General features: G+C 41.2%; 23 protein-coding genes. 15 read left to right on the forward strand and 8 right to left on the reverse strand.

Going from position 1 to position 25,463, the window contains the following annotated elements; translation table 11 throughout:
* The first annotated feature begins 64 nt into the window (after positions 1 to 64).
* The 7 genes from STO1_RS00725 to dltD all read left to right on the forward strand — a co-directional run bounded on the left by STO1_RS00725 (position 65) and on the right by dltD (position 7,659).
* Positions 65 to 895 (forward strand): amino acid ABC transporter substrate-binding protein, encoded by an 831-nt coding sequence (locus tag STO1_RS00725; RefSeq protein WP_000724973.1) that lies wholly within the window; start codon positions 65 to 67, stop codon positions 893 to 895.
* A 154-nt stretch (positions 896 to 1,049) separates the two neighbouring features.
* Positions 1,050 to 1,904, forward strand: coding sequence for a MetQ/NlpA family ABC transporter substrate-binding protein (locus STO1_RS00730; RefSeq protein ID WP_096421549.1), 855 nt, complete (start codon positions 1,050 to 1,052; stop codon positions 1,902 to 1,904).
* A gap of 98 nt (positions 1,905 to 2,002) precedes the next feature.
* The gene (locus tag STO1_RS00735) at positions 2,003 to 3,376 is read left to right on the forward strand and encodes a M20 family metallopeptidase (RefSeq protein WP_096421551.1); all 1,374 of its coding nucleotides are present in this window, start codon (positions 2,003 to 2,005) and stop codon (positions 3,374 to 3,376) included.
* Entirely contained in the window at positions 3,369 to 4,430 is a 1,062-nt protein-coding gene (locus tag STO1_RS00740; RefSeq protein WP_096421553.1) for a methionine ABC transporter ATP-binding protein, read from the forward strand. The genes STO1_RS00735 and STO1_RS00740 overlap by 8 nt, the downstream gene beginning before the upstream one ends.
* 1 nt (position 4,431) lies before the next feature.
* Complete coding sequence (locus STO1_RS00745) at positions 4,432 to 5,124, forward strand: methionine ABC transporter permease (protein WP_000137507.1); 693 nt, start codon at positions 4,432 to 4,434, stop codon at positions 5,122 to 5,124.
* 160 nt (positions 5,125 to 5,284) lie between these two features.
* Positions 5,285 to 6,439, forward strand: a complete 1,155-nt coding sequence (gene dltB / locus STO1_RS00750; protein ID WP_096421555.1) for a D-alanyl-lipoteichoic acid biosynthesis protein DltB — start codon at positions 5,285 to 5,287, stop codon at positions 6,437 to 6,439.
* A 47-nt stretch (positions 6,440 to 6,486) separates the two neighbouring features.
* The gene (dltD, locus tag STO1_RS00755; protein ID WP_096421557.1) at positions 6,487 to 7,659 is read left to right on the forward strand and encodes a D-alanyl-lipoteichoic acid biosynthesis protein DltD; all 1,173 of its coding nucleotides are present in this window, start codon (positions 6,487 to 6,489) and stop codon (positions 7,657 to 7,659) included.
* Positions 7,660 to 7,833: 174 nt separating this feature from the next.
* Here dltD and STO1_RS00760 read toward each other — a convergent pair whose 3' ends face one another.
* Entirely contained in the window at positions 7,834 to 8,403 is a 570-nt protein-coding gene (locus STO1_RS00760; protein ID WP_096421559.1) for an MptD family putative ECF transporter S component, read from the reverse strand.
* Between the two features lie 133 nt (positions 8,404 to 8,536).
* On the opposite strand from STO1_RS00760, the gene STO1_RS00765 reads away from it, so the two are divergent.
* From STO1_RS00765 to nrdI, 5 genes are all read left to right on the forward strand, one after another.
* On the forward strand, positions 8,537 to 9,151 hold the full coding sequence (locus tag STO1_RS00765) for a YesL family protein (protein ID WP_007520841.1): 615 nt from the start codon (positions 8,537 to 8,539) through the stop codon (positions 9,149 to 9,151).
* Positions 9,129 to 10,799 carry a sensor histidine kinase gene (locus STO1_RS00770; RefSeq protein ID WP_021164619.1) on the forward strand — a complete coding sequence of 557 codons (1,671 nt, stop codon included), beginning with the start codon at positions 9,129 to 9,131 and terminating at the stop codon, positions 10,797 to 10,799. The genes STO1_RS00765 and STO1_RS00770 overlap by 23 nt, the downstream gene beginning before the upstream one ends.
* Before the next feature lie 11 nt (positions 10,800 to 10,810).
* Positions 10,811 to 12,097, forward strand: coding sequence for a response regulator transcription factor (locus tag STO1_RS00775; RefSeq protein ID WP_096421561.1), 1,287 nt, complete (start codon positions 10,811 to 10,813; stop codon positions 12,095 to 12,097).
* Positions 12,098 to 12,155: 58 nt separating this feature from the next.
* Complete coding sequence (locus STO1_RS00780) at positions 12,156 to 12,689, forward strand: ABC transporter permease (protein WP_096421563.1); 534 nt, start codon at positions 12,156 to 12,158, stop codon at positions 12,687 to 12,689.
* Between the two features lie 76 nt (positions 12,690 to 12,765).
* A complete protein-coding gene (nrdI, locus tag STO1_RS00785; protein WP_007520838.1) occupies positions 12,766 to 13,236 on the forward strand; it encodes a class Ib ribonucleoside-diphosphate reductase assembly flavoprotein NrdI in 471 nt (156 codons plus the stop codon).
* Between the two features lie 81 nt (positions 13,237 to 13,317).
* Here the strand turns inward: nrdI and STO1_RS00790 are convergent, their stop codons facing one another.
* From STO1_RS00790 to argS, 3 genes are all read right to left on the reverse strand, one after another.
* A complete protein-coding gene (locus STO1_RS00790; protein ID WP_000084702.1) occupies positions 13,318 to 14,580 on the reverse strand; it encodes an NRAMP family divalent metal transporter in 1,263 nt (420 codons plus the stop codon).
* A 214-nt stretch (positions 14,581 to 14,794) separates the two neighbouring features.
* Positions 14,795 to 15,040 (reverse strand): hypothetical protein, encoded by a 246-nt coding sequence (locus tag STO1_RS00795; RefSeq protein WP_000084849.1) that lies wholly within the window; start codon positions 15,038 to 15,040, stop codon positions 14,795 to 14,797.
* Positions 15,041 to 15,367: 327 nt separating this feature from the next.
* On the reverse strand, positions 15,368 to 17,059 hold the full coding sequence (gene argS, locus STO1_RS00800) for an arginine--tRNA ligase (protein WP_096421565.1): 1,692 nt from the start codon (positions 17,057 to 17,059) through the stop codon (positions 15,368 to 15,370).
* Between the two features lie 154 nt (positions 17,060 to 17,213).
* Between argS and argR the strand changes: the two genes are divergently transcribed.
* Both argR and mutS read left to right on the forward strand, forming a co-directional pair.
* The gene (gene argR, locus STO1_RS00805) at positions 17,214 to 17,660 is read left to right on the forward strand and encodes an arginine repressor (protein ID WP_084911200.1); all 447 of its coding nucleotides are present in this window, start codon (positions 17,214 to 17,216) and stop codon (positions 17,658 to 17,660) included.
* Between the two features lie 50 nt (positions 17,661 to 17,710).
* Entirely contained in the window at positions 17,711 to 20,245 is a 2,535-nt protein-coding gene (mutS, locus tag STO1_RS00810) for a DNA mismatch repair protein MutS (protein WP_096421567.1), read from the forward strand.
* A 41-nt stretch (positions 20,246 to 20,286) separates the two neighbouring features.
* Here mutS and STO1_RS00815 read toward each other — a convergent pair whose 3' ends face one another.
* Complete coding sequence (locus tag STO1_RS00815; protein WP_007520834.1) at positions 20,287 to 20,745, reverse strand: DUF3021 domain-containing protein; 459 nt, start codon at positions 20,743 to 20,745, stop codon at positions 20,287 to 20,289.
* A complete protein-coding gene (locus STO1_RS00820) occupies positions 20,742 to 21,182 on the reverse strand; it encodes a LytTR family DNA-binding domain-containing protein (RefSeq protein ID WP_061588590.1) in 441 nt (146 codons plus the stop codon). The genes STO1_RS00815 and STO1_RS00820 overlap by 4 nt, the downstream gene beginning before the upstream one ends.
* 208 nt (positions 21,183 to 21,390) lie before the next feature.
* Here STO1_RS00820 and mutL point away from each other — a divergent pair, with 208 nt between their 5' ends.
* The gene (gene mutL / locus STO1_RS00830) at positions 21,391 to 23,340 is read left to right on the forward strand and encodes a DNA mismatch repair endonuclease MutL (protein ID WP_096421569.1); all 1,950 of its coding nucleotides are present in this window, start codon (positions 21,391 to 21,393) and stop codon (positions 23,338 to 23,340) included.
* A gap of 430 nt (positions 23,341 to 23,770) precedes the next feature.
* On the opposite strand, the gene ribE is transcribed toward mutL, so the two are convergent.
* Both ribE and STO1_RS00845 read right to left on the reverse strand, forming a co-directional pair.
* Entirely contained in the window at positions 23,771 to 24,238 is a 468-nt protein-coding gene (gene ribE / locus STO1_RS00840) for a 6,7-dimethyl-8-ribityllumazine synthase (protein ID WP_096421573.1), read from the reverse strand.
* Complete coding sequence (locus STO1_RS00845; RefSeq protein ID WP_096421575.1) at positions 24,239 to 25,444, reverse strand: bifunctional 3,4-dihydroxy-2-butanone-4-phosphate synthase/GTP cyclohydrolase II; 1,206 nt, start codon at positions 25,442 to 25,444, stop codon at positions 24,239 to 24,241.
* Positions 25,445 to 25,463: the final 19 nt, after the last annotated feature.

Below are 25,463 nucleotides of genomic sequence, written 5' to 3' on the forward strand. Positions count from 1 at the left end.
TATAATGGCAAAAAAAAATATTTTCTGTTAAGATAGTAAAGTATTCTATTTTGGAGGAAATGACATGAAAAAAATCGTTAAATACTCATCTCTTGCTGCTCTAGGACTTGTGGCTGTAGGTGTGTTAGCAGCTTGCTCAGGTGGTGCGAAAAAAGAGGGAGAAGCAGCTAGCAAGAAAGAAATTATCGTTGCAACTAATGCTACACCAAAACCATTCAACTATGAAGAAAATGGCGAATTGACTGGTTACGAAATTGAAGTGGTTCGCGCTATCTTTAAAGACTCTGACAAGTATGATGTCAAGTTTGAGAAGACAGAGTGGTCAGGAGTCTTTGCAGGACTTGATGCTGACCGTTACAATATGGCTGTTAGCAACATCAGCTACACTAAAGAACGTGCTGAAAAATACCTTTATGCAGCTCCAACTGCTAAAAACCCTAACGTTCTTGTAGTGAAAAAAGATGACCCTAGCATCAAATCGCTTGATGATATCGGTGGAAAATCAACAGAAGTTGTTCAAGGGACAACTTCTGCTAAACAGCTAGAAGACTACAACAAACAACATTCAGATAATCCAACTGTCCTAAAGTATACTAAAGCGGACTTCCAACAAATCATGGGACGCTTGAGCGATGGCCAGTTTGACTACAAGATTTTTGATAAAATCGGTGTTGAAACAGTCATCAAGGACCAAGGTTTGGACAACTTGAAAGTCATTGAACTTCCAAGCGACCAACAACCTTACGTTTACCCACTTCTTGCTAAAGGTCAAGATGAGTTGAAAACATTTGTAGACAAACGTATCCAAGAACTCTACAAAGACGGAACTCTTGAAAAGTTGTCTAAACAGTTCTTCGGAGACACTTATCTCCCAGCAGAAGCTGATATTAAATAGTGGTATGAAATCATCCAGTCTGAGAAAGGCGGATGATTTCTCAATTTTTAGGTATATAGTTTCAAACTATATGTCTGCCTATCTAATAACAATTTGCTAAATCAAATAAAGTATGAGATACTATTACGGTATTATTTTTAAAGGAGATAGAATCATGAAAATTAAAAAATGGCTCGGTGTAGCGGCTCTTGCTACAGTCGCAGGTTTGGCTCTTGCAGCTTGCGGAAATTCAGAAAAGAAAGCAGACAACGAAACAGTTGTCAAAATTGCAACAGTTAACCGTAGCGGTTCTGAAGAAGCGCGTTGGGATAAAATCCAAGAATTGGTTGAAAAAGATGGAATTAAATTGGAATTCACAGAGTTCACAGACTATTCACAACCAAACAAGGCAACTGCTGATGGCGAAGTAGACTTGAATGCTTTCCAACACTACAACTTCTTGAACAACTGGAACAAAGAAAACGGGAAAGACCTTGTAGCGATTGCAGATACATATATCTCACCAATCCGCCTTTACTCAGGTAAAAATGGGGAAGAAAACAAGTATACCAAAGTGGAAGAAATCCCAGATAACGGTGAAATCGCCGTACCAAACGATGCAACAAACGAAAGCCGTGCGCTTTACTTGCTTCAATCAGCTGGTTTGATCAAATTGGATGTTTCTGGAACTGCACTTGCAACAGTTGCGAACATTACAGAAAATCCAAAGAACTTGAAGATTACTGAATTGGATGCTAGCCAAACAGCACGTTCATTGTCATCAGTTGATGCTGCTGTTGTAAACAATACCTTCGTTACAGAAGCAAAATTGGACTACAAGAAAGCGCTCTTCAAAGAACAAGCTGATGAAAACTCAAAACAATGGTACAACATCATCGTTGCGAAAAAAGATTGGGAATCATCACCTAAGGCTGATGCCATCAAGAAAGTGATCGCAGCTTACCACACTGATGAAGTGAAAAAAGTTATCGAAGAAACATCAGACGGTTTGGACCAACCAGTTTGGTAATAAGACACAGGGAGGTGGGAGAGAGTTTCCACCTCTTGCTTTTGTATAGAGCATGGATTGTAAAGAAGACTATAGGTTCATAGAAAGGTAGAGAGAATATGGTTTTTCCTAGCGAACAAGAACAGATTGAAAAATTTGAAAGGGATCATATAGCCCAGCATTATTTTGAGGTTTTGCGTACCTTGATTTCCAAGAAATCAGTCTTTGCCCAGCAGGTTGGACTCAAGGAAGTCGCAAACTATCTGGGTGAGATTTTCAAGCGTGTGGGGGCTGAAGTGGAGATTGATGAGAGCTACACGGCTCCCTTTATCATGGCGCATTTCAAGAGTTCGCGTCCGGATGCCAAGACCTTGATCTTCTATAACCACTATGACACTGTGCCGGCGGATGGTGACCAGGTGTGGACAGAGGATCCTTTTACCCTTTCTGTGCGAAATGGCTTTATGTATGGGCGTGGGGTTGACGACGACAAGGGCCATATCACGGCTCGTTTGAGTGCTCTGAGAAAGTATATGCAGCACCATGATGACCTGCCTGTCAATATCAGCTTTATCATGGAGGGAGCGGAGGAATCCGCTTCTATGGATCTAGATAAGTATTTAGAGAAACATGCAGACAAACTTCGTGGGGCGGACTTGCTAGTCTGGGAACAAGGGACCAAGAACGCCTTGGAGCAGCTAGAAATCTCTGGTGGGAACAAGGGGATTGTGACCTTTGATGCCAAGGTAAAAAGCGCTGATGTCGATATCCACTCTAGTTATGGTGGAGTTGTGGAATCAGCTCCTTGGTATCTCCTTCAAGCCTTACAGTCTCTTCGTGCTGCAGATGGTCGTATCTTGGTCGAAGGCTTGTATGAGGATGTCCAAGAGCCGAATGAACGAGAATTGGCCTTGGTGGATACTTACGCCCAACGAAATCCAGGGGAAATTAGTCACATTTATGGTTTGGAATTGCCTCTCTTACAAGAGGATCGTGTAGCCTTCCTAAAACGTTTCTTTTTTGAGCCAGCCCTTAATATCGAAGGGATTCAGTCAGGTTATCAAGGGCAAGGGGTTAAAACGATTTTGCCAGCAGAAGCTAATGCCAAGTTAGAAGTTCGTTTGGTTCCTGGCCTAGAACCTCACAATGTCCTGGAAAAAATTCGGAAACAGCTAGACAAAAATGGCTTTGATAAGGTAGAATTATACTATACCTTGGGAGAGATGAGCTATCGAAGCGATATGAGCGCACCAGCCATTCTCAATGTGATCGAATTGGCCAAAAAATTCTATCCACAGGGCGTTTCAGTCTTGCCGACTACAGCAGGGACAGGACCTATGCATACGGTCTTTGATGCCCTAGAGGTACCCATGGTGGCCTTCGGTCTAGGAAATGCCAATAGCCGAGACCATGGTGGAGATGAAAACGTGCGAATCGCCGATTACTACACCCATATTGAATTAGTAGAGGAGCTGATTAGAAGCTATGAGTAGAGATATTATCAAGTTAGATCAGATCGATGTGACTTTTCACCAAAAGAAAAGAACCATCACAGCGGTCAAAGATGTGACTATTCACATCCAAGAAGGGGATATCTACGGAATCGTTGGATATTCTGGAGCAGGGAAATCAACCCTTGTACGGGTGATTAACCTCTTGCAAAAGCCATCTGCAGGAAAAATTACCATTGATAACGACGTCATTTTTGATGGCAAGGTGACCTTGACGGCAGAGCAGCTGCGTCGTAAACGTCAGGATATCGGGATGATTTTCCAGCATTTTAACCTGATGAGTCAAAAGACGGCAGAGGAAAATGTAGCCTTTGCCCTTAAACACTCTGGACTCAGCAAGGAAGAAAAGAAGGCCAAAGTAGCTAAGTTGTTAGACTTGGTTGGCTTGGCGGATCGTGCTGAAAACTACCCTTCACAACTATCAGGAGGGCAAAAACAGCGTGTGGCCATTGCGCGTGCCTTGGCCAATGATCCAAAAATCTTGATTTCAGATGAGTCAACGTCTGCTCTTGACCCTAAGACAACCAAGCAGATTTTGACCTTATTGCAAGATTTGAACCAAAAATTAGGTTTGACTGTTGTTTTGATTACACACGAAATGCAGATTGTCAAAGACATTGCTAATCGTGTGGCAGTCATGCAGGATGGCCGTTTGATTGAAGAGGGTAGTGTCCTTGAAATCTTCTCAGACCCTAAACAATCTTTGACCCAAGACTTCATCTCTACTGCAACAGGTATTGACGAAGCCATGGTCAAGATTGAGAAGCAAGAAATCGTAGAGCATTTATCTGAGAACAGTATCTTAGTGCAGCTCAAGTATGCAGGGGCTTCGACAGACGAGCCACTTTTGAATGAATTGTACAAACATTACCAAGTAACGGCTAATATCCTTTATGGAAATATCGAAATTCTCGATAGCACTCCTGTTGGAGAATTGGTTGTGGTCTTGTCAGGTGAAAAAGCAGCGCTAGCAGGTGCTCAAGAAGCTATCCGTCAAGCGGGTGTCCAGTTAAAAGTATTGAAGGGAGGACAGTAGAATGACAGAGTTGATTCAAACTTACTTACCAAATGTCTATAAGATGGGCTGGGCTGGTCAAGCAGGCTGGGGAACAGCCATTTATCTAACCCTTTATATGACAGTTCTTTCCTTCATTATTGGAGGGTTCTTGGGGCTTGTTGCAGGTCTTTTCCTCGTCTTGACAGCACCAGGCGGTGTCTTGGAAAATAAGGTTATCTTTTGGATTTTAGACAAGATTACCTCTATTTTCCGTGCGGTTCCTTTCATCATCCTCTTGGCAATCATGTCGCCACTGTCTCACTTGATTGTAAAGACTAGTATCGGGCCAAATGCAGCCCTTGTCCCACTTTCTTTTGCAGTCTTTGCCTTCTTTGCCCGTCAGGTGCAGGTGGTCTTGGCTGAGCTGGATGGTGGTGTCATTGAGGCGGCGCAGGCTAGTGGAGCGACATTCTGGGACATCGTGGGTGTTTACCTATCAGAAGGTTTGCCAGATTTGATTCGTGTGACGACTGTGACCTTGATTTCCCTTGTTGGGGAAACAGCTATGGCGGGAGCGGTCGGAGCTGGTGGTATTGGTAACGTAGCCATCGCTTATGGATTTAACCGCTACAATCACGATGTGACTATCTTGGCAACCATCATTATCATCTTGATTATCTTTACAATCCAATTCTTGGGAGATTTCTTGACCAAGAAATTAAGTCATAAATAAATGGAAGGAGCCCAACGGGACTCCTTTTTGTTTTCTTACCGAAATGCAAGAAGAGTAAAGTTTCTTTTTAGAAATATGCTATAATAAAGAAAGGCCTCTCAATTAGCAAATCGGAAAGTTTGCTGTAGGAGGGATGATAATGTAAAGGAGTTTGTCTGGTATGAATTATTTCGAGGGGAATGAGTTTTTCCTTCTCTTGTTTGTAGTTTTACTGATTGGTTTTGTGGTAAACTTTTTTGAAAAACGTAAAGACTACTATATTTTGACGCTCTCCCTCTTATTTGCAGGAGCTATTTATGGCAAGAGTAGAGCAATGATGGTCTATTTACTCGCCTTTGTCATTTACCAATATTCTCTAGTTTTTCTAGCACAGAGGATAGAAGCAAAGCGACTGAAACCACTGGTTTTTCTTTCCATTCTTCCTTTGGTGATCAATAAAGTCTTTGCCTTGACTTCTCTGCATTTGTTGGCCTTTATTGGAATTTCTTACATGTCCTTTAAGACCATTCAGATTATGCTAGAAATATCGGATGGCTTGATTAAAGAAAAAATCAGTGTAAAAGATTATTTACAGTTTTTGCTCTTTTTTCCAACAGTTAGTGCTGGTCCGATTGATCGGAGTAGGAGATTTTTAAAAGAGATAAACGATGTCATGCCTCGAAAAGAGTATCTAGAGTTAGCAGGGGACGGTGTGTATCGTATCGTTCTAGGCCTTCTTTACAAGGTTGTTTTGTCAACCTATGTGTACCAGATATTACTCGCTCTAAGCAATACTGGCACAGTCGTTTACTCAATTAAATATATGTACCTTTACACCCTGTATCTATTCTTCGACTTTGCAGGCTATAGTCTAATGGCCGTTGGAAGTAGTAATATTCTAGGTATTCAGACACCGATGAACTTTAACAAACCTTTCTTGAGTGTTGATATCAAGGATTTCTGGACTAGATGGCATATTACCTTGTCGACCTGGTTGAGAGATTTTGTATTTTCAAGAGTATTGATGCAGGTTATCAGGAAAAAATGGTTTAAAAACAGGCTACACAATGCAACCTATGCCTATATGGTCAATATGTTGGTCATGGGTTTTTGGCATGGTCTTAGTGTTAGCTACATTCTTTATGGTTTTTACCATGGTGTCTTGATGGCTGGATTTGAAGTGTATCAAAAGAAAAGCAATTTTTATAAGAAAAATAAAAACAAAAATTGGTATAAGCTACTAAGTTGGTTTGTGACCATGAATTTGGTTATGATTGGTTTCTTTATCTTTTCAGGTGAACCCTATAAAATCTTACTTACGATTTTAAAGAGATAAGAGATTGAAAAGAAATCGGACAGATCGAAGGGATAGGATAAAACGAGATGATTAAATTAAAAGCATTTTTACTATCGCTTGTGCTCGTAATTGCGACGCTTGCCCTTTTAAATGTGACATATGTCAAGAAGATTGATGATTATTATAAAGTCAAGGATAACAGTATTCGTTATAGCACCTCGTATGAAAAATATAAAAGTAGAGATATTTTAACAAGCAATATTACTCCCAATACATTGGTTCTAATGGGTTCTTCAGAGTTGGTTGCGACGATAAATGAAGACTATCATCCAAATAAAATTTTTAACTACAACGATTTTAATATCATGCAGATTGGGACTAGTTATTCTCAAAACATCATTCAGGCTTCTACTTTAGCCTCTATTGAAGGATCTATGAGTAAGCGAAAAGTGGCTATAGTAGAGTCGGTTCAGTGGTTTGAAAAAGATGGGACTCATCAAGATGCCTTTTTGAACAAGGCTTCTCAGGAACATATTTTTCACATGCTAGATAATGACAAGATTAGTAAAGAAACGAAAGAAAAACTAATCAATCGCATTATCGAGATTACCAAGGGGAACAAGCAACAAAATGACATCTACAAAAAATACAAAAGTTATTTCATAGATGGAAAAGGAACCATTGTTGATAAAAAACTATTAGAATTAGATAACGCGATGTATTCCTTTAAGCTCAAACGAAAATTTTATGAAAATCATGAGAAATCAGATTATCCCTCATCAGGAGATAAAACCCCAGACTATGATTGGCAGAAAATGACGAATCAGTTTGTGGAAGAGGTCAAAAAGAAAACAGACAATAATGACTATGCTGTTGATAATAACTACTACAATACTTACTTAAAAGATCGCTATGCATCGCTGAAAGATTCCAATAAAGATTTGAGCTATCTGGAGTCACCAGAATATTCAGATATGGAACTCTTCTTGACAGTTGCCAAAGAATTGGGCATTGAAGTTGAGGTTATTATTTTCCCAGTAAACGGGAAATGGAACGACTACACTGGTGTCTCAAGAGAAATGCGAGAAAAAACTTATAAAAAAATAGAAGATGTCGCAAAAAGCCATGGTGCAACGGTACTAAACTATGGAAACAGAGAGTATGATGATTACTTTTTATTTGACGTGATGCACGTTGGAGTGAAAGGATGGATGGAAGTTGAAAAAGAACTTTACAAATTTGCAAACCAAGCTAACTAACACACACCGTTTAATCTTGTGGACGCTATTTTTCTATACGGTTATCTTGAGCATCGTGATTTACTGTTTTGTGACCGATTTTTCGAATATTCAAGAATTTATCTATAGTGAATTTTAGGATTGTATACAAAAAGGCCCTGGAACTAGGCATTGCTAGTCTTCAGGGCCTTTAGCTTATAGTTTATCAGCTATTTTTTGACTTAGAAATTGGCCAATAACAGCTCCCATCAAGGCGCCTAGGAGGATACTTATGACAAAGAGAAGGATTTTGTCCAACTCTGGAGCGACCATGATACGGTCAATGTATTCTTGGGATTTTCCACGCGCGAGTAAGGTGGCCACGTAAGCTTTGGGGCTGATCCACATGAGGAGGATAGGGCCACTTGTGCTGAAAGCAAAGACGAAGAAGGAGAGGGTGTTTTTGATTCGATCTTTGTAGTTACCGAGACGAGCGATGGCATCTGCTGCAAGACCACAGATGATACCTGGAAGAAAGGTACCAGCACCATGTTTGCTAGCTAGGAAAAAAAGTGCCATAAAAAGACCTAAAGTGGTGATAGAGCCAAAACGAGGGACCTTCGTCAAAAGAAGCATGTAGACACTGCCACCGACAAGGGCAGAAAAGGCAGGTGCGTAGAACATATTACCTGTCTGGTCGACCAGGTGTCCTAGGAAGACTCCAATCCCCACACAGAGAAAGTAGAGGACGGCGGCTAAGAGGGTGGTTAAGATATTTTTCTTCATGAGGATCTCCTTGATGCAAACTAACAAAACCAATTGTATCACGCTTTTTAAGGATTGTAAATGAGAACTCTATATTTTTGAAAACGCTTGAAATATGATATAATGGTTACATTGTTAGTTTAAGGAGAGTAACATGGGAAAATTTCTAGAATTCGTCTTTAATCGTATCTTTTTAGGAATGATTGCGACAGCTTATTTCTGGCTATTAACACTAGCAGGAGGAGTGGTCTTTGGTTTGGCACCAGCTAGTGCCACCCTTATGAGTTTGTATGCGGAGCACGGTTATACCTATCGAGCATACCATTTGAAGGAAGCTTGGGAATTGTATAAGAGCAATTTTGTCAAGAGCAATCTGACTTTCTATAGTTTTGTGTTTGTGGATCTTGTACTGGTTTATGGTTTGTATCTTCTAGTTCAATTGCCCCACCAGACGATTTTCCACCTCTTGGCGACCTTTCTCAATGTCCTTGTAGTTGCTCTTGTCTTTCTAGCCTACACTGTTTCCTTGAAACTTCAGGTGTACTTTGATTTATCCTACCAAAATACTTTGAAACTGTCCCTTATTGGGATTTTTATGAGCTTACCTGCGATTACCAAGGTTTTACTTGGGACGACTCTCCTTGTAGGAGTTGGTTATTATATGCCTGCCTTGCTCTTTTTTGTAGGAATTGGAATGTGGCATTTCTTTATCAGTGATATGTTGGAACCTATTTATGAAAGTATCCATGAAAAATTGGCGACAAAATAGAATGAAGCAGTTCTGGCTTCACTCTCTTTTACGGATTTATAGTTCGGTTATGATCGTGGTCATTGCCAGTTTTGCGATTATGCTATCGTATGCTGACTGGGACTCACGTGAGAAAGAAGCCCAACGGGTTGCAGAACGTGTGACCACTCGGACAGTGAGTGAAGTGGAATATTATCACAGAGAGTCAACCCGACTTGCTCAGTCTTTGGTTGAAAATCAGGCCCGCATCGAAGGAATTTACAAGTATTTCAGTCTCAGCACACCAGACTATTTCTATTGGCAATTAGAGCGTAAAACTTCGCCTTATATCTCGGTTTCCCTGTATGAAAATATTGATGACCTCTATGTTAGGAATGATTTTGTGACTGGAGTGGCTATTGTTCTTCAGGACTATAAGGAAGTGTATGTTTCGACTAGAGAAAAACGCAGTGGAGAGAAAATTCCTGCGGAGGATTTTAAGCCAACAGCCAATAGTTTCGCCATTCCTGTTTCCGATCCTGTGTCTGACAAGGATTTAGGAGTGATTTATATCTCCCTATCCCCAGATGTTTTACATGGAGCTATTGACAATACTCGGGGTCATATCCCAATGGCTGTAACAGTAACTTCGCCTTTTGAGACTGAGATGTTCCATATTGGGGAGAAGGTCTCAGCCGAGCGAGAAAACTGGTTTGTGGGTGTCACCTCTCACGGTTATCAGGTTCGAGTTGCTGTTCCTAAAAATTTTGTTCTTACAGGAACTTTGACGAGTTCAGCTGTCATTATTGGGCTAAGTATTCTCTTTATCATTATTTTGTACGTGACCCTTAGACAGACTTTTTCAAATTACCAAAAGCAGGTCGTAGACCTAGTAGATTCGATCGAGGTGATTGCTCAAGGAGAAGAAGGCCTTCGAATCGATACCTCTGAAAAAGACCAAGAATTGCTTCTCATTGCAGAAACAACCAATGATATGTTGGACCGCCTGGAAAAAAATATCCACGATATCTATCAGCTAGAGCTCAGTCAAAAAGATGCCAATATGCGAGCCCTACAGGCTCAAATCAATCCTCACTTTATGTACAATACTCTGGAGTTTTTACGGATGTATGCCGTCATGCAAAGTCAGGATGAACTGGCAGATATTATCTATGAATTTAGTAGCTTGTTACGCAACAATATCTCCGACGAGCGGGAAACCACGCTGAAGCAGGAGTTGGAATTCTGCCGAAAATATAGCTATCTCTGCATGGTGCGTTATCCTAAATCCATTGCTTATGGTTTCAAGATTGCACCAGAATTGGAAGAAATGAGGATTCCAAAATTTACACTCCAACCATTAGTAGAAAACTACTTTGCCCATGGTGTTGACCATCGCAGAACAGATAATGTCATCAGTATCAAAGCCTTGAAGGGTCAAGGATTCGTTGAAATCTTAGTAGAAGACAATGGTCGAGGAATGTCCTCTGAGAAACTAGCTAGCTTGCAAGAAAAATTAGCTCAGCGAAGTTTTGAACACGAGGCAAGCTACAGTGGAGAGCGGCAATCAATTGGAATAGTAAATGTACACGAACGCTTTGTTCTCTACTTTGGGGATCGCTACCAAATCAGTGTAGAGTCAGCTGAGCAAGAAGGTGTTCGTTACCATATCACTATCCAGGATGAATAGAAAGGGTAGAAATGTATAAAGTTTTATTAGTAGACGATGAGTACATGGTGACAGAGGGGCTCAAGCGATTAATCCCCTTTGAAAAATGGGATATGCAAGTCGTCGCGACAGCTAATCACGCAGATGATGCTTTGGACTATGTTAAGAAAAATCCAGTGGATGTGATCATTTCCGATGTCAACATGCCAGATAAGACAGGACTTGAGATGATTAGGGAAATGAAAGAGCTACTTCCAGATACCTATTATATCTTGCTGTCTGGTTATCAGGAGTTTGATTATGTCAAAAAAGCCATGAACCTTAGTGTCGTGGATTATCTGGTCAAGCCAGTAGACAAGGTGGAGTTGGGCAATTTACTAGAAAAGATTGCGCTACAGCTTCAAGAAAAGGTGGAGCAAAGTCAGACCCTCAGTCAAGAATTAGATGAAGAAGGCTTTATCAGTTTCTTAGCAGGTAAAGAAAACTGGTGGATAGGACTTTCAAAGGAAAAGCAAGGCTCTTTTACCATTCCTTACTATGTTTTGGGGCAAGACTGGCAGATTTTCATCTCTGATCAACCGCTCGATGGCATCGTCGTGACACCATTTGAAGCACCCTACCAGCAGTCCTTTGAGAATTGGAAGATCAATGCTGAAAAAGCCCTCTTCTACGGTTCAGTCAATCTAGAAAAATCCGAGAGTTTGTTTGCTTATTACGAGCCGATTTATCGGGTGATTATCCAAGGGAATATCAATCAAATCATTGAAGAATTAACCCTGCTAGAGAAGGTTGTTTCGAAGAATACCCCGCGCGTGGCCATCACGAAGCAGCTCTTCACCCAGTTTGTCATGGATGTCTTCCATTTGTTTGAACACCTAAAAGCAGATGATATGACGGAGATTGTCAAAGCCATCCATGCCATTAACTCCTTTGAAGAATTGGTTGCCTATATCAAAGAAACCTTGACCAAGTTCTTTGGCCAGTACCGCATGAATGAAAATGTGGTGAGCGTTCTGGAGGTGATTGGGCGTGATTATCAGAAAGAGCTCTCACTTAAGGATATCAGTAAGGATCTCTTTATCAATCCTGTCTATCTCGGTCAGCTAATCAAGAGAGAAACCAACTCAACCTTTGCGGAATTGCTCAATAAACAGCGAATTAAGGCGGCGCAACAACTCTTACTTTCAACCAGTGATAGTATCGAAGATATTTGCTATGCAGTTGGCTACAGTAATGTTGGATATTTCTACAAGGTTTTCCGTAAATTGTGCGGAAAATCACCGAAAGCCTATCGGAAACAAGTTGAAACCAGCTTGTAAAAGTTGTATTCCTGTACAAAAAATGCTATAATGTTCAAAATATCTTATGGAGGAAAACATGAAAAAGAATCCTATTTATCTTTGGGTCTTGTTAGTTCTATCAGCCCTTATTTCATCTATGTCACTATTTGGAATCTTGAGTCCATTGCCAAGTAAAGATGCTCTTCGTGCTAGCCTGGCAAATAGCGGGACGCTCACTGCCCAGCAATTAGAAGACACGGTCAACTATACTTACAAAGTATCAGAATCCTCTCACTCTATTTTTAATATGTTGTTGATTATTTTATCTGCAATTTTAGTTGTAGTAGCCTTTGTATTTCTCGTACGTAAAAACGTACAATTCGCAAACTATACTTATGTTGGCTATGTTCTACTAGCTATTGTTGGTTTGGTTTATAGCTATATGAACGTTCAAGATGCGGTTCAATTAATCAAAGATAGTGCCCTTGGCTTAGGAATGGGAGCATTAGCAAAAGGAACGAATATTTTGTTCATCATTATAAATGTTCTCTTTTTAGCCTTAGTCTTTTACAAGATGTGGCGCCAACAAAAAGATTTGGCCGAAGAAGTCGAAGCAGAAGAAGTTGCCTAAGTATTGACAAAAAAGAACTATCAAGTTACAATCTTGGTAGTTCTTTTTAAATCGTAAACAAAAAATAGAGGTCAACATGAAAAAAATATCCTTAGTGTATATCAGTCTGAGTGGGAATACAGAAAGTTTTGTAACCCGACTCAAGGACTATCTCTTGTCCCAGTACGAAGGGATTGAGGTCCAAAAAATCCATATCAAGGACCTAGTCAAGGAAGGTCAAGAATTCTTTGAAATGGAACATCCCTATATCGCTTTCTTGCCGACCTATCTGGAAGGTGGAAATGGTGTCGATAACGGCGATGTCGAGATTTTAACAACTCCACTGGGCGACTTTATCGCCTATGGGGACAATGCTAGTAAGTGTTTTGGGGTAGTCGGTTCTGGTAATCGTAATTTTAACAATCAATACTGCCTGACAGCCAAGCAGTATAGTCAGCGCTTTGGTTTCCCAGTTTTGGCTGACTTTGAAATGCGTGGTATGCTGGGAGATATTAAAAAGGTCGCAGCGATCATTGCAGACTTGTATGAGTTAGAAACAGAAAAATAAAGTAGTACTGAGGGGCAGTTGAGATTGTCAACTGCTTTTTGAGTATACAAAAAGCACCCCGTAAGGGTGCCATTTTATAAACTATCCTGCTTTTCCGATGGCAAGTGCATAGATAAAGAAAATAGCAAAGCCAAAGAGGAAAATCAATCCTGCGATAGCGAGGAGTTTTAGCCAAGAAGGAAGATTTTTATTTTCACGTGTCACCAATACATAGTTCAAAAGAGCGAAGAATGGTGTTGTCAGGAAAGAACCAATCATGGCGAAGCGAAGCATAGTTGATACTTGACCAGCAAAGAACTTGATGATGATGATACCGATAACAGCTGTGAGGGTCATCCAGATGTTCAAAGATTTGCTATCATCCTCTTTTTGACTTAACAAGAGTCGTAGGGAAACCTGATTAACGCGGGAATAGCCATCGATAACAGTAATGACTGTTCCAAAGATACAGAGAAAGGCGATGAAGGTGATCAAGTAACGGGACCATTCTCCAAGAACAGAGGCATACATACCCACGAATTGAGAGATGTATTTGGCTGAAGCGGCCTCAACTGCTTGTCCTGTAGGATACTGAATGAGTGCTCCGAGTGCTACAAAGAATACAGCCAGGATAGCAGTTCCAATGTAACCAACGTTAAAGTCGAAAAGGGCGTCCTCTGTATTAAAGTTGACAGTCTTTTTCTTTTCAGCAGACCAGAGTGAGTTGATGGCTGAAATTTCAATAGGGGCAGGCATCCATCCTAGGAGGGAAACGATAAAAGGGAGGGCTGCCATTTGCCAAGGTGTCTTCTCGACAAAATCAGAGCTGTATTCTGGATGCTTAATTGCTGCAATGATAACTGCAAGAACAGTTGCAATAGTCAAAGCAGACATGATCCATTTTGCCATACCATCCAATAGTTTGTAGCCACCAAATAGTAGCATGGCCCAAATGACTGCAACAAGGATCAGGGACCACTGAGTGATGCTAAGGCCAATCATTGGGAAGGCGCTAGCGATGATGGCTGAGCAAAGGATAGCGACTCCAGCTGTGTTGACCATGGCAGAGAAAACATTGAGGACAAAGAAAATCCAGAGATAGATTTTTCCTTTTTCGGCATAGCCTTCGACCAAGGTTTTACCAGTGTCAGCAGTATATTCGGCGCCAAAACGGAAAAATGGGTATTTAAAAACATTGGCCAAGATAACCAAGAGGAGTAGTGACCAACCATAAGAACCACCAGCTTGAGTAGAGGATACAATGTGAGAACCTCCAACGGCGGCAGAAGCCATGAGGATTCCTGGTCCCATTGCCTTTAGTTTGCTTGCCCAGGTTGACTGGTTTGATAACGTAACTTGTGACATAATAAACGCTCCTATTTTTGAATTTTCAGAATAATCTGAATAGATAGCTACTATTCTACAAAAAACTTAAAAGAAATGCAAGAATATTTTGAAAAAAGTTAGAAAATCCTGAAAAAATTCACAAAAATCATATGAAAATAACTGTGGCTGTTTCAAGGGGATGACGTTGACTAGGGCGAATAAAAATCCGAGAAGAAAGCTTCTCGGATTTTGATTATTTCAATTGATCTGTGACGTCTTTTGAGAGCAACATTCCCAGATGGTAAGTTTTATTGATATGTGCAATGACATCATTGATGTTGTCAGTCGTGTGAATTTTCTCTTTGATGTCAGCCTTAAATATTTCATCCTTCAAGAGTTGCTCTTGGTAGAGCTTTTGCAGTCTTTCTTTCTCGTACTTATTGAGCAGAAAAAGGAAAACCAAGCTAATTATAACGAGGATATAAGCATATTGGCTCATAGGAAATCTCCATGTATGATAAAGAAATAGTAGTGAATAGATCGAATTAGTGAAGCGCCTAACCAAATCTATGATAGGCTTTGACATTCGTTGCTTAGATTGACTTGCATTCAAGTGACTTGAAGATTACGACCAGCCCTTAAACTAATTAATAGATTTGATTGACCAATTTAGTGAGGTGTTTAGGCAAGTGTCTCTGGTTACGACGTAAAGAAACATAAATCGAGAATATTTATGTTTCTTTACTAGTGAAGCGCCAAGCCAAATCCCTGATAGGATTTGGTGTTAGTTACTTAGATTGCTTTGCAATCAAGTAACTTTGGCGATTTACATCTTCTCTGGCGCTTCTACCCCGAGCAAACGAAGAGCTTCTTTGAGGACGACTGCGGTTGCGTAGCTGAGGGCCAGACGACTGTCGCGCTCAGGACTTTCATCTAGGATACGTGTATGTGCATAATATTTGTTAAATGCTTGAGCCAAACTAATCGCAAATTTCGCAATGATAGAAGGTTCAAAATTATCTGCTGCACGATTGATAATACGTGGGAAGTCTTGGAGTAGTTTAATGATTTCCCAGCTTTCAGCATCATTCAGGCTGTAGTTGCCAGCCGTATTTGGTTTGAAATCGGCTTTGCGCAAGATAGATTGGATACGAGCGTAAGCATATTGAACGTAAGGTCCAGTTTCACCTTCAAAGGATACCATTGCTTCAAGGTCGAAGTCATATCCATTTGTACGGTCGGTCTTAAGATCATAGAACTTGATAGCCCCAACTCCAACAGCATGGGCAACTTGGTCTTTATTTTCTAACTCAGGATTTTTCGCTTCGATTTGGGCTTTGGCACGACTAACAGCCTCTGCGATAGTCGGTTCTAGCAAGATGACATTTCCTTTACGAGTAGAGAGTTTTTTCCCTTCTTTTGTTACCAATCCAAATGGAACATGGACAATGTCTTGACTCCAATCGTAGCCCATCTCTTGTAATACTGCCTTGAGTTGTTTAAAGTGAGCAGATTGCTCTTGGCCAACGACGTAGATAGATTTAGCAAATTGGTATTTGTTTTTACGGTAAAGGGCTGCAGCCAAATCACGAGTGATATAGAGAGTTGCCCCATCAGATTTCTTGATAAGGGCTGGATGTTCAATTCCATATTTCTCAAGATTAACGACTTGGGCTCCTTCTGACTCAACAAGAAGTCCTTTTTCAGCAAGAATGTCTACAACAGCATCCATCTTATCATTGTAGAAGGCTTCCCCGTTGTAACTGTCAAATTCGACTTGCAATTCATTGTAAAGGCGGTTAAATTCCACCAAACTTTCATCACGGAACCATTGCCAGAGAGCGAGAGCTTCCTCATCTCCATTTTCCAGTTTGCGGAACCATTCGCGTGCTTCTTCATCCAAGCTAGGATCCTTTTCAGCTTCAGCGTTGATGCGAACGTAGAGTTTAAGAAGTTCATCGATTGGATGAGCTTTAATAGCTTCCTCGCTTCCCCATTTCTTGTAGGCAACGATCAACATTCCAAACTGTTTACCCCAGTCTCCTAGGTGGTTGACCTTGACTGTTTGATAGCCGATCTTTTGGAAAATATGTGATAAGCTATCTCCGATAACCGTTGAACGCAAGTGCCCAATAGAGAATGGTTTAGCGATATTGGGACTAGACATATCGATAACGATATTTTCTTGCTTGCCAATGGTTTGGTCAGCATAGTGCTCTTTTTCAGTGATAACATCCTGTAATACTTGAGCCGAAATAGCACTTTTATCAAGGAAAAAGTTGACGTAAGGTCCTGTAGCAACAACCTTTTCAAAGGCCTGACTATTAATTTTTTCAGCAATATCTGCTGCAATTATTTGCGGAGCTTTACGCTCGCCCTTTGCTAGAGAAAAGGCAGGGAAGGCGATGTCTCCCATTTCTGAGTTTTTAGGTGTTTCTAGTAAATTTAAAATAGCCTCTTGATCCAGGCTATCAATGACGCTAGCCAACTCGCTAGCAATCAATTCTTTTGTATTCATAAGGGCTCCTTTTGGGCTTTTTTACTATTTTAACACAATTTACTACATTTTTTGAGAAAGAAAAGAATTTTTTTGAATTATCTATTTTTTTTGGTATAATATAGTTATAAAATAAATGTAAAATTTGTTATAAATATTCACTTAAGAGGATAACATGAGAAAAAGAGAACGGCATCAATTGATTAAAAAGATGATCACCGAAGAAAAACTTGGGACACAAAAAGAGATTCAAGATCGTTTAGAAGCTCGTAATGTTTATGTGACACAAACGACTTTGTCACGTGATTTGCGTGAAATCGGCTTGACCAAGATCAAGAAAAATGATATGGTGTATTATGTACTAGCAAATGAGACAGATAAGATTGATTTAGTTGAATTTTTGTCTCATCATTTAGAAGGAGTTGCAAGAGCAGAGTTCACCTTGGTACTTCATACCAAACTTGGGGAAGCTGCAGTCTTAGCAAACATTGTAGATGCAAACAAGGATGAATGGATTTTAGGAACGGTTGCTGGTGCTAATACCTTATTGGTTATTTGTCGAGACCAGCACGTTGCCAAGCTGATGGAAGATCGTTTGCTAGATTTGATGAAAGATAAATAAGGTCTTGGGAGTTGCTCTCAAGACTTATTTTTAACAAGGAGAGACGGAAAATGGCAACAGAAAAGCTATCACCCGGCATGCAACAGTATGTGGATATTAAAAAACAATACCCAGATGCTTTTTTGCTTTTTCGGATGGGTGATTTTTACGAGTTGTTCTATGAAGATGCAATCAATGCAGCGCAGATTTTAGAAATTTCCTTAACGAGTCGGAATAAAAATGCAGAAAATCCGATACCCATGGCGGGCGTCCCCTATCATTCTGCCCAGCAGTATATCGACGTATTGATCGAGCAGGGCTATAAGGTGGCCATAGCCGAACAGATGGAAGATCCCAAACAAGCAGTCGGTGTTGTCAAGCGAGAGGTGGTCCAGGTCATCACACCTGGAACGGTCGTCGATAGCAGTAAGCCGGATAGTCAGAATAATTTCTTGGTTGCCTTAGATCGTGATGGCAATCAATTTGGCTTGGCTTATATGGATCTAGTGACAGGTGATTTTTATGTGACAGGTTTATTGGATTTTACTCTCGTTTGTGGGGAAATCCGTAACCTCAAGGCTCGAGAAGTGGTGCTGGGTTATGACTTGTCTGAGGAAGAAGAACAAATCCTCAGCCGTCAGATGAATCTTGTGCTTTCCTATGAGAAGGAAGGCTTTGAGGATGTCCATTTACTGGATCCACGACTGGCAGCTGTGGAGCAAGCGGCAGCTAGTAAGCTGCTCCAGTATGTTCACCGTACCCAGATGCGGGAATTGAACCATCTCAAACCAGTTATCCGCTATGAAATCAAAGATTTCTTGCAGATGGATTATGCGACCAAGGCTAGTCTGGATTTGGTTGAGAATGCCCGTTCAGGCAAGAAGCAAGGCAGTCTTTTCTGGCTTTTGGATGAAACCAAAACGGCTATGGGTATGCGGCTCTTACGTTCTTGGATTCATCGTCCCTTGATTGATAAGGAGCGAATCGTCCAGCGTCAAGAGGTGGTGCAGGTCTTTCTTGACCACTTCTTTGAGCGTAGTGATTTAACGGACAGTCTCAAAGGTGTTTATGATATCGAACGCTTGGCTAGTCGGGTTTCTTTTGGCAAGACCAATCCTAAGGATCTCTTGCAATTGGCGACTACCTTATCTAGTGTGCCACGGATTCGAGCGATTTTAGAGGGAATGGAGAAACCTGCTCTGGCCTATCTCATCGCACAGTTGGATGCCATTCCAGAGTTGGAGAGCTTGATTAGCGCGGCGATTGCCCCTGAAGCCCCTCATGTGATTACAGAAGGTGGTATTATTCGGACGGGATTTGATGAGACCTTGGATAAATACCGCCGAGTACTCAGAGAAGGGACTAGCTGGATTGCAGAGATTGAGGCTAAGGAGAGAGAAAACTCTGGTATCAGCACGCTTAAGATTGACTACAATAAAAAAGATGGCTACTATTTCCATGTGACCAATTCGCAACTGGGGAATGTGCCAGCCCACTTTTTCCGCAAGGCGACGCTGAAAAACTCGGAACGCTTCGGTACCGAGGAATTAGCCCGTATCGAGGGGGATATGTTGGAGGCGCGTGAGAAGTCAGCCAACCTAGAGTATGAAATCTTTATGCGCATCCGTGAGGAAGTCAGCAAGTACATCCAGCGTTTACAGGCTTTAGCCCAAGGAATTGCGACGGTCGATGTCTTGCAGAGTTTAGCAGTTGTGGCTGAAACCCAGCATTTGATCCGACCTGAGTTTGGAGAGGACTCACAAATCAATATCCAGAAAGGACGTCATGCTGTCGTTGAAAAAGTTATGGGTGCTCAGACTTATATTCCAAATACCATTCAGATGTCAGAAGATACCAGCATTCAACTGATTACAGGGCCAAACATGAGTGGGAAATCTACCTATATGCGTCAGCTAGCCATAACAGCGGTTATGGCCCAGCTAGGCTCTTATGTGCCAGCAGAAAGTGCTCATTTGCCAATTTTTGATGCCATCTTTACTCGTATCGGAGCGGCAGATGACTTGGTTTCAGGTCAATCAACCTTTATGGTAGAGATGATGGAGGCCAACAATGCCATTTCGCATGCGACCAAAAACTCTCTCATTCTCTTTGATGAATTAGGTCGTGGAACTGCGACCTATGATGGCATGGCTCTTGCCCAGTCCATCATCGAATACATTCATGAGCATATCGGAGCCAAGACCCTCTTTGCCACCCACTACCATGAGTTGACTAGCCTGGGGTCTAGCCTGGAACACTTGGTCAATGTCCACGTGGCAACCTTAGAACAGGATGGGCAGGTTACCTTTCTTCACAAGATTGAACCAGGGCCTGCTGACAAATCCTACGGTATCCATGTTGCTAAGATTGCTGGCTTACCAGCAGAACTTTTAGCAAGAGCGGATAAGATTTTAACGCAACTGGAGAGTCAGGGGGGAGAAAGCCCAGCTCCGATGAGGCAAACAAGTGCTGTCACGGAACAGATTTCTCTCTTTGACACGCCTGAAGAACATCCTATCCTAGCAGAATTGGCTAAACTGGATGTTTACAACATGACTCCTATGCAGGCTATGAATGTCTTAGTAGAGTTCAAACAAAAGTTATAAAAAGAATCCCACTCATGCATTTGTGAGTGGGTTTTTCTCTATTACTGTTTATGGGACAAGAGTTGATTGATGTGGTCCACTTTTTTGGCTTCTCTTTTATAGAGGATAGTCCAGATGATAAGGTAGACAATCGCAAACTCCGGAATGAGTTGGAGATAGAAAATCCAGTGGAAGGGGAACCAACCAGCTAGAGTTGCCAGTGGGACAAAGCCAGCCAGCATGAGGAAGAAATGGGAAAGCGTCGCACGGAGTAAGCTCCAGTCACGATTGAATAAGCGACCGCCAAAGCTAAAGAGAACGCCGATAGCTGACCAGATGACCATACAGTAGAGCAAGACCAGGGAACCGTGAACCTGATGTTGCACCATCACTTGGCCAATCAGAGAATCGGGACTCAGTGGGGCGTAGGTATTTGGGGAATAAATGAATGAAAAGATGATAGAAAGGATGAGGCCGATAAGAACGCCAGCGGCTGCGTCGTGAAAGATTTGTTTTTTCATAGTTCTAATTTCTCCTTGATGGTTTTTAGGTAACGGCGAGATGAGTAGGTGAAGCTTTCATTTTTTAGACAGATTTCTATCAGACCGTTGGGAGTGAGCTTGAGATGAGAGATCGAGTCGATATTAATGATTTCTGATTGGGAAATTTGGATAAAAGTGGTCGGCAGAATTTCAAGAACTTGATAGAGCCGTAAATCAATGGCGTAGGTATGACTTGCCGTTTCTGCTAGAATCTTCCGATTCTCGATATAGAAGCGCTGTATCTTACCAATCTTAATTAGATAGACCCGATCATCAATCTTTCCTTTGATTGTTTCTTTTTGGTCAAGATTTTCTGCGAATTCGATGACTTTCTGGACTTTTTCGGTCGGCTGAGGTGTTTGGACAATCAGCTTTTCCTCCTCGTAAGTCTCATTAATCTGTAGTTCTACTTTCATAAATTTCCCTCCTTGTCTTTCATACAAAATTGTGATTACTTCCTGTACACCTTTATTAAACACTATTTTACGACCCATGGCAAGAGCTTTTGTCTATGTGGAGAGATTTGGAGTCTATGTGGTATTTGCTTTTTCTGATAGTATCTGAAATATGGTATAATAGCACTAATCAATTTCTAGGAAAATAGATACAGAAAGGGGCTGAAAGATGTCTCATATTATTGAATTGCCAGAGGTGCTGGCAAACCAGATCGCGGCAGGAGAGGTCATTGAACGTCCTGCCAGTGTGGTTAAAGAGTTGGTAGAAAATGCCATTGATGCGGGTTCTAGTCAGATTATCATCGAGATTGAGGAAGCTGGCCTCAAGAAAATTCAAATCACCGATAATGGTCATGGAATTGCCCACGATGAGGTGGAATTGGCCTTGCGTCGACATGCGACCAGTAAGATAAAAAATCAAGCAGACCTCTTTCGGATTCGAACGCTCGGATTTCGAGGTGAAGCCCTGCCTTCTATCGCTTCTGTCAGTGTCTTGACTTTGTTGACGGCGGTGGATGGTGCGAGTCATGGGACCAAGCTCGTTGCGCGTGGGGGTGAAGTAGAAGAAATCATCCCAGCGACTAGCCCTGTGGGGACCAAGGTTTGTGTAGAGGACCTCTTTTTCAACACGCCTGCCCGTCTCAAGTATATGAAGAGCCAGCAGGCGGAGTTGTCTCATATCATTGATATTGTCAACCGTCTGGGCTTGGCTCATCCTGAGATTTCTTTTAGCTTGATTAGTGATGGCAAAGAAATGACACGAACAGCTGGAACTGGTCAACTGCGTCAAGCCATTGCAGGGATTTATGGTTTGGCGAGTGCTAAGAAGATGATTGCCATTGAAAACTCGGACTTAGATTTCGAAATTACAGGTTTTGTGTCTCTGCCTGAGTTGACTCGGGCTAATCGCAACTATATCAGCCTCTTCATCAATGGTCGTTATATCAAGAACTTCTTGCTCAATCGTGCTATTTTGGATGGTTACGGAAGCAAGCTTATGGTGGGCCGTTTTCCACTGGCTGTCATTCACATCCATATTGATCCCTATCTAGCTGATGTCAATGTGCATCCAACCAAACAAGAAGTGCGGATTTCTAAGGAAAGAGAGCTGATGACGCTGGTTTCAGAGGCTATCGCAAAGAGTCTGAAGGAACAGACCTTGATACCTGATGCCTTGGAAAATCTTGCCAAATCTACCGTGCGCAATCGTCAAAAGGTAGAACAGACCATTCTCCCACTCAAAGAAAATACGCTCTACTATGAAAAAACAGAACTCTCAAGACCTTGTCAAGCTGAGGTGGCTGATCATCAGGTTGAATTAACTGAGGAAGGTAGGGACCTAACCCTGTTTGCCAAGGAAACCTTGGACCAGCTAACCAAGCCCGCAAAACTGCATTTTGCGGAGAGAAAGCCTGCTAACTACGACCAACTAGACCATCCAGAGTTAGATCTTGCTAGCCTCGATAAGGCTTATGACAAGCTGGAGCGAGAAGAAGCATCCAGCTTCCCAGAGTTGGAGTTTTTCGGACAAATGCACGGGACCTATCTTTTTGCCCAAGGGCGAGATGGCCTCTACATTATAGACCAACATGCAGCCCAGGAACGGGTCAAGTATGAGGAATACCGTGAAAGCATAGGTAATGTTGACCAGAGCCAGCAACAACTCCTAGTGCCCTACATCTTTGAATTCCCAGCAGATGATGCCCTTCGTCTCAGGGAAAGAATGCCTCTCTTAGAGGAAGTGGGTGTCTTTCTAGCAGAGTACGGAGAAAATCAATTTATCCTACGTGAACATCCTATTTGGATGGCAGAGGAAGAAATCGAGTCTGGTATCTATGAAATGTGTGACATGCTGCTCTTGACCAAGGAAGTTTCGATCAAGAAATACCGAGCAGAGCTAGCCATCATGATGTCCTGCAAGCGGTCTATCAAGGCTAACCATCGTATCGATGACCATTCAGCCAGACAACTCCTTTATCAGCTCTCTCAATGCGACAACCCCTATAACTGCCCCCACGGACGTCCTGTTTTGGTGCATTTCACCAAGTCAGATATGGAAAAAATGTTTCGACGCATTCAGGAAAATCACACCAGCCTCCGTGAGTTGGGGAAATATTAATACTCTTCGAAAATCAAATTCAAACCACGTCAACGTCGCCTTGCCGTACTCAAGTACAGCTTGCGGCTAGTTTCCTAGTTTGCTCTTTGATTTTCATTGAGTATAAAAGTACAAAAAAGACTGGGAAAAATTTTCAAAATCAGAAAAACGCATAAAATCAGATCTTCAAAAACCTTGATTCTATGCGTTTTATCATAGAAATATTTACTTTTTTTCTTCCGAATACTCGTCAAAGATCTCTTTAAACCACATCAGTTTTATCAGTAATCTCAAAATAGTGTTTTGAGCTAATTTTGCCAGTTTTGTCTGCAACATCGAAGCTGTGTTTTACCAATCTGCGACTGGCTTCCTAGTTTGCTCTATGATTTTCATAGAGTATTCAATTGCGATTTTGCCAAGTTTCTTTATTCATTTAAAAGTAGAGTCTGTTCTAAGCGTCTAATGTACGAATTAGGTTGACCATTTCAATAGCTCCTTGTGCACACTCAGAACCCTTATTTCCTGCTTTAGTGCCAGCTCGCTCTATGGCTTGTTCAATTGTATCTGTCGTTAGCACACCAAACATAACTGGGATTTCGCTATTTAAACTGATTTGGGCGATTCCCTTAGATACCTCGCTACATACATAATCATAATGACTTGTACTACCTCTAATGACAGCGCCCAAGCAGATAATTGCATCATATTTGTTACTTTTTGCCATTTTTGATGCAATCAGCGGTATTTCAAAAGCTCCTGGAACCCAGGCTACCTCGATATCTTTCTCGTTTACATTCCCTCTTTTGAGATTATCTAGTGCTCCAGATAATAATTTTGAAGTTATAAATTCATTAAATCTCGCTACAACAATACCTATTTTAATATCGTTCGCTACTAAATTACCTTCATAAGTGTTCATTTATTTTTCCTCCATATTTAAAATGTGACCCATTCGATTTTTCTTTGTCTTTAAATAAAAACTGTCGTAAGGATTAGCTTCTATTTCGATTGGTATTCTACTGGAAATGGTAATTCCATATTTTTCTAACTGTTCAACCTTGTCAGGATTATTTGTCAGTAAATGTAGTGACTGTAGTCCCAGGTCTTTAAGCATTTGTGCTCCAATGTGATATTCTCTTAAATCACCTTCAAATCCTAACGCAAGATTGGCATCAAGCGTATCCATTCCTTGATCTTGTAAATGATAGGCTTTTAATTTATTGATAAGTCCAATTCCTCGTCCCTCCTGTCGCAAGTAAAGTAAGACACCCGAACCATTCTCAGCAATCATTTTCATAGCTTTATCAAATTGCTGTCCACAATCGCACCGTAAAGAGCCTAAAACATCTCCTGTTAAACATTCAGAGTGGACCCGACATAATACATTGGTTCCATCCTCTATATTTCCCATAATAAGAGCAAGGTGATGTTCCCCGTTTAGTTTATCTATATAGCTAATTGCTTTAAAATTACCGTATCTAGTAGGCATATTGACAGTTGAAACTCGTTCTACCAGCTGATCATATACTTTTCTATATTCTTGTAATTCTTTGATGGTAATTAGTGGAATGTTGTGTTTCTTAGAAAACTGAATTAAATCATCTGTTCTCATCATTTTGCCATCATGATTCATTATTTCACAACATAGGCCACACTCTTTTAGTCCTGCTAATTTTAATAGATCAACAGTTGCTTCTGTGTGTCCATTTCTTTCTAGAACACCACCGTTTTTCGCAATTAAAGGAAACATGTGTCCTGGCCTGCGAAAATCAGAGGGGCTTATATCTTCGGTGACACACATACGTGCGGTCAATCCTCTTTCCTCGGCAGAAATACCTGTGGTCGTTTCCTTATAATCAATTGAAACTGTAAAAGCAGTCTTATGATTATCTGTATTGTTTTCAACCATGGGTGAAAGCATTAATTGATTAGCTAAACTTTCGCTCATAGGCATACAAATTAATCCTTTGGCATAAGTAGCCATGAAATTAACATTTTCTGTTGTGGCTGCTTGTGCGGAACAAATTAAGTCTCCTTCGTTTTCTCTATCCTTGTCGTCTATAACAAGAACAAGTCGTCCCTTCTGCAATGCTTCTAATGCTTCTTGTATTTTTCGATATTCCATTGACTAATCATCCTTTCTG

Origin of the sequence: Streptococcus oralis subsp. tigurinus, from assembly GCF_002356415.1 — a bacterium.
GTDB lineage: Bacteria > Bacillota > Bacilli > Lactobacillales > Streptococcaceae > Streptococcus > Streptococcus oralis_F.

Coding starts and splice junctions, on each gene's coding strand:
- STO1_RS00745 (WP_000137507.1), top strand. CDS start 4,432: ATGACAGAGTTGATTCAAACTTACTTACCAAATGTCTATAAGATGGGC.
- STO1_RS00820 (WP_061588590.1), bottom strand. CDS start 21,182: ATGAAAGTAGAACTACAGATTAATGAGACTTACGAGGAGGAAAAGCTG.
- STO1_RS00780 (WP_096421563.1), top strand. CDS start 12,156: ATGAAAAAGAATCCTATTTATCTTTGGGTCTTGTTAGTTCTATCAGCC.
- mutS (WP_096421567.1), top strand. CDS start 17,711: ATGGCAACAGAAAAGCTATCACCCGGCATGCAACAGTATGTGGATATT.
- STO1_RS00765 (WP_007520841.1), top strand. CDS start 8,537: ATGGGAAAATTTCTAGAATTCGTCTTTAATCGTATCTTTTTAGGAATG.
- STO1_RS00725 (WP_000724973.1), top strand. CDS start 65: ATGAAAAAAATCGTTAAATACTCATCTCTTGCTGCTCTAGGACTTGTG.
- STO1_RS00740 (WP_096421553.1), top strand. CDS start 3,369: ATGAGTAGAGATATTATCAAGTTAGATCAGATCGATGTGACTTTTCAC.
- STO1_RS00770 (WP_021164619.1), top strand. CDS start 9,129: ATGAAAAATTGGCGACAAAATAGAATGAAGCAGTTCTGGCTTCACTCT.
- argR (WP_084911200.1), top strand. CDS start 17,214: ATGAGAAAAAGAGAACGGCATCAATTGATTAAAAAGATGATCACCGAA.
- argS (WP_096421565.1), bottom strand. CDS start 17,059: ATGAATACAAAAGAATTGATTGCTAGCGAGTTGGCTAGCGTCATTGAT.
- ribE (WP_096421573.1), bottom strand. CDS start 24,238: ATGAACACTTATGAAGGTAATTTAGTAGCGAACGATATTAAAATAGGT.
- STO1_RS00845 (WP_096421575.1), bottom strand. CDS start 25,444: ATGGAATATCGAAAAATACAAGAAGCATTAGAAGCATTGCAGAAGGGA.
- STO1_RS00815 (WP_007520834.1), bottom strand. CDS start 20,745: ATGAAAAAACAAATCTTTCACGACGCAGCCGCTGGCGTTCTTATCGGC.
- STO1_RS00795 (WP_000084849.1), bottom strand. CDS start 15,040: ATGAGCCAATATGCTTATATCCTCGTTATAATTAGCTTGGTTTTCCTT.
- mutL (WP_096421569.1), top strand. CDS start 21,391: ATGTCTCATATTATTGAATTGCCAGAGGTGCTGGCAAACCAGATCGCG.
- nrdI (WP_007520838.1), top strand. CDS start 12,766: ATGAAAAAAATATCCTTAGTGTATATCAGTCTGAGTGGGAATACAGAA.
- dltD (WP_096421557.1), top strand. CDS start 6,487: ATGATTAAATTAAAAGCATTTTTACTATCGCTTGTGCTCGTAATTGCG.
- dltB (WP_096421555.1), top strand. CDS start 5,285: ATGAATTATTTCGAGGGGAATGAGTTTTTCCTTCTCTTGTTTGTAGTT.
- STO1_RS00760 (WP_096421559.1), bottom strand. CDS start 8,403: ATGAAGAAAAATATCTTAACCACCCTCTTAGCCGCCGTCCTCTACTTT.
- STO1_RS00735 (WP_096421551.1), top strand. CDS start 2,003: ATGGTTTTTCCTAGCGAACAAGAACAGATTGAAAAATTTGAAAGGGAT.
- STO1_RS00790 (WP_000084702.1), bottom strand. CDS start 14,580: ATGTCACAAGTTACGTTATCAAACCAGTCAACCTGGGCAAGCAAACTA.
- STO1_RS00775 (WP_096421561.1), top strand. CDS start 10,811: ATGTATAAAGTTTTATTAGTAGACGATGAGTACATGGTGACAGAGGGG.
- STO1_RS00730 (WP_096421549.1), top strand. CDS start 1,050: ATGAAAATTAAAAAATGGCTCGGTGTAGCGGCTCTTGCTACAGTCGCA.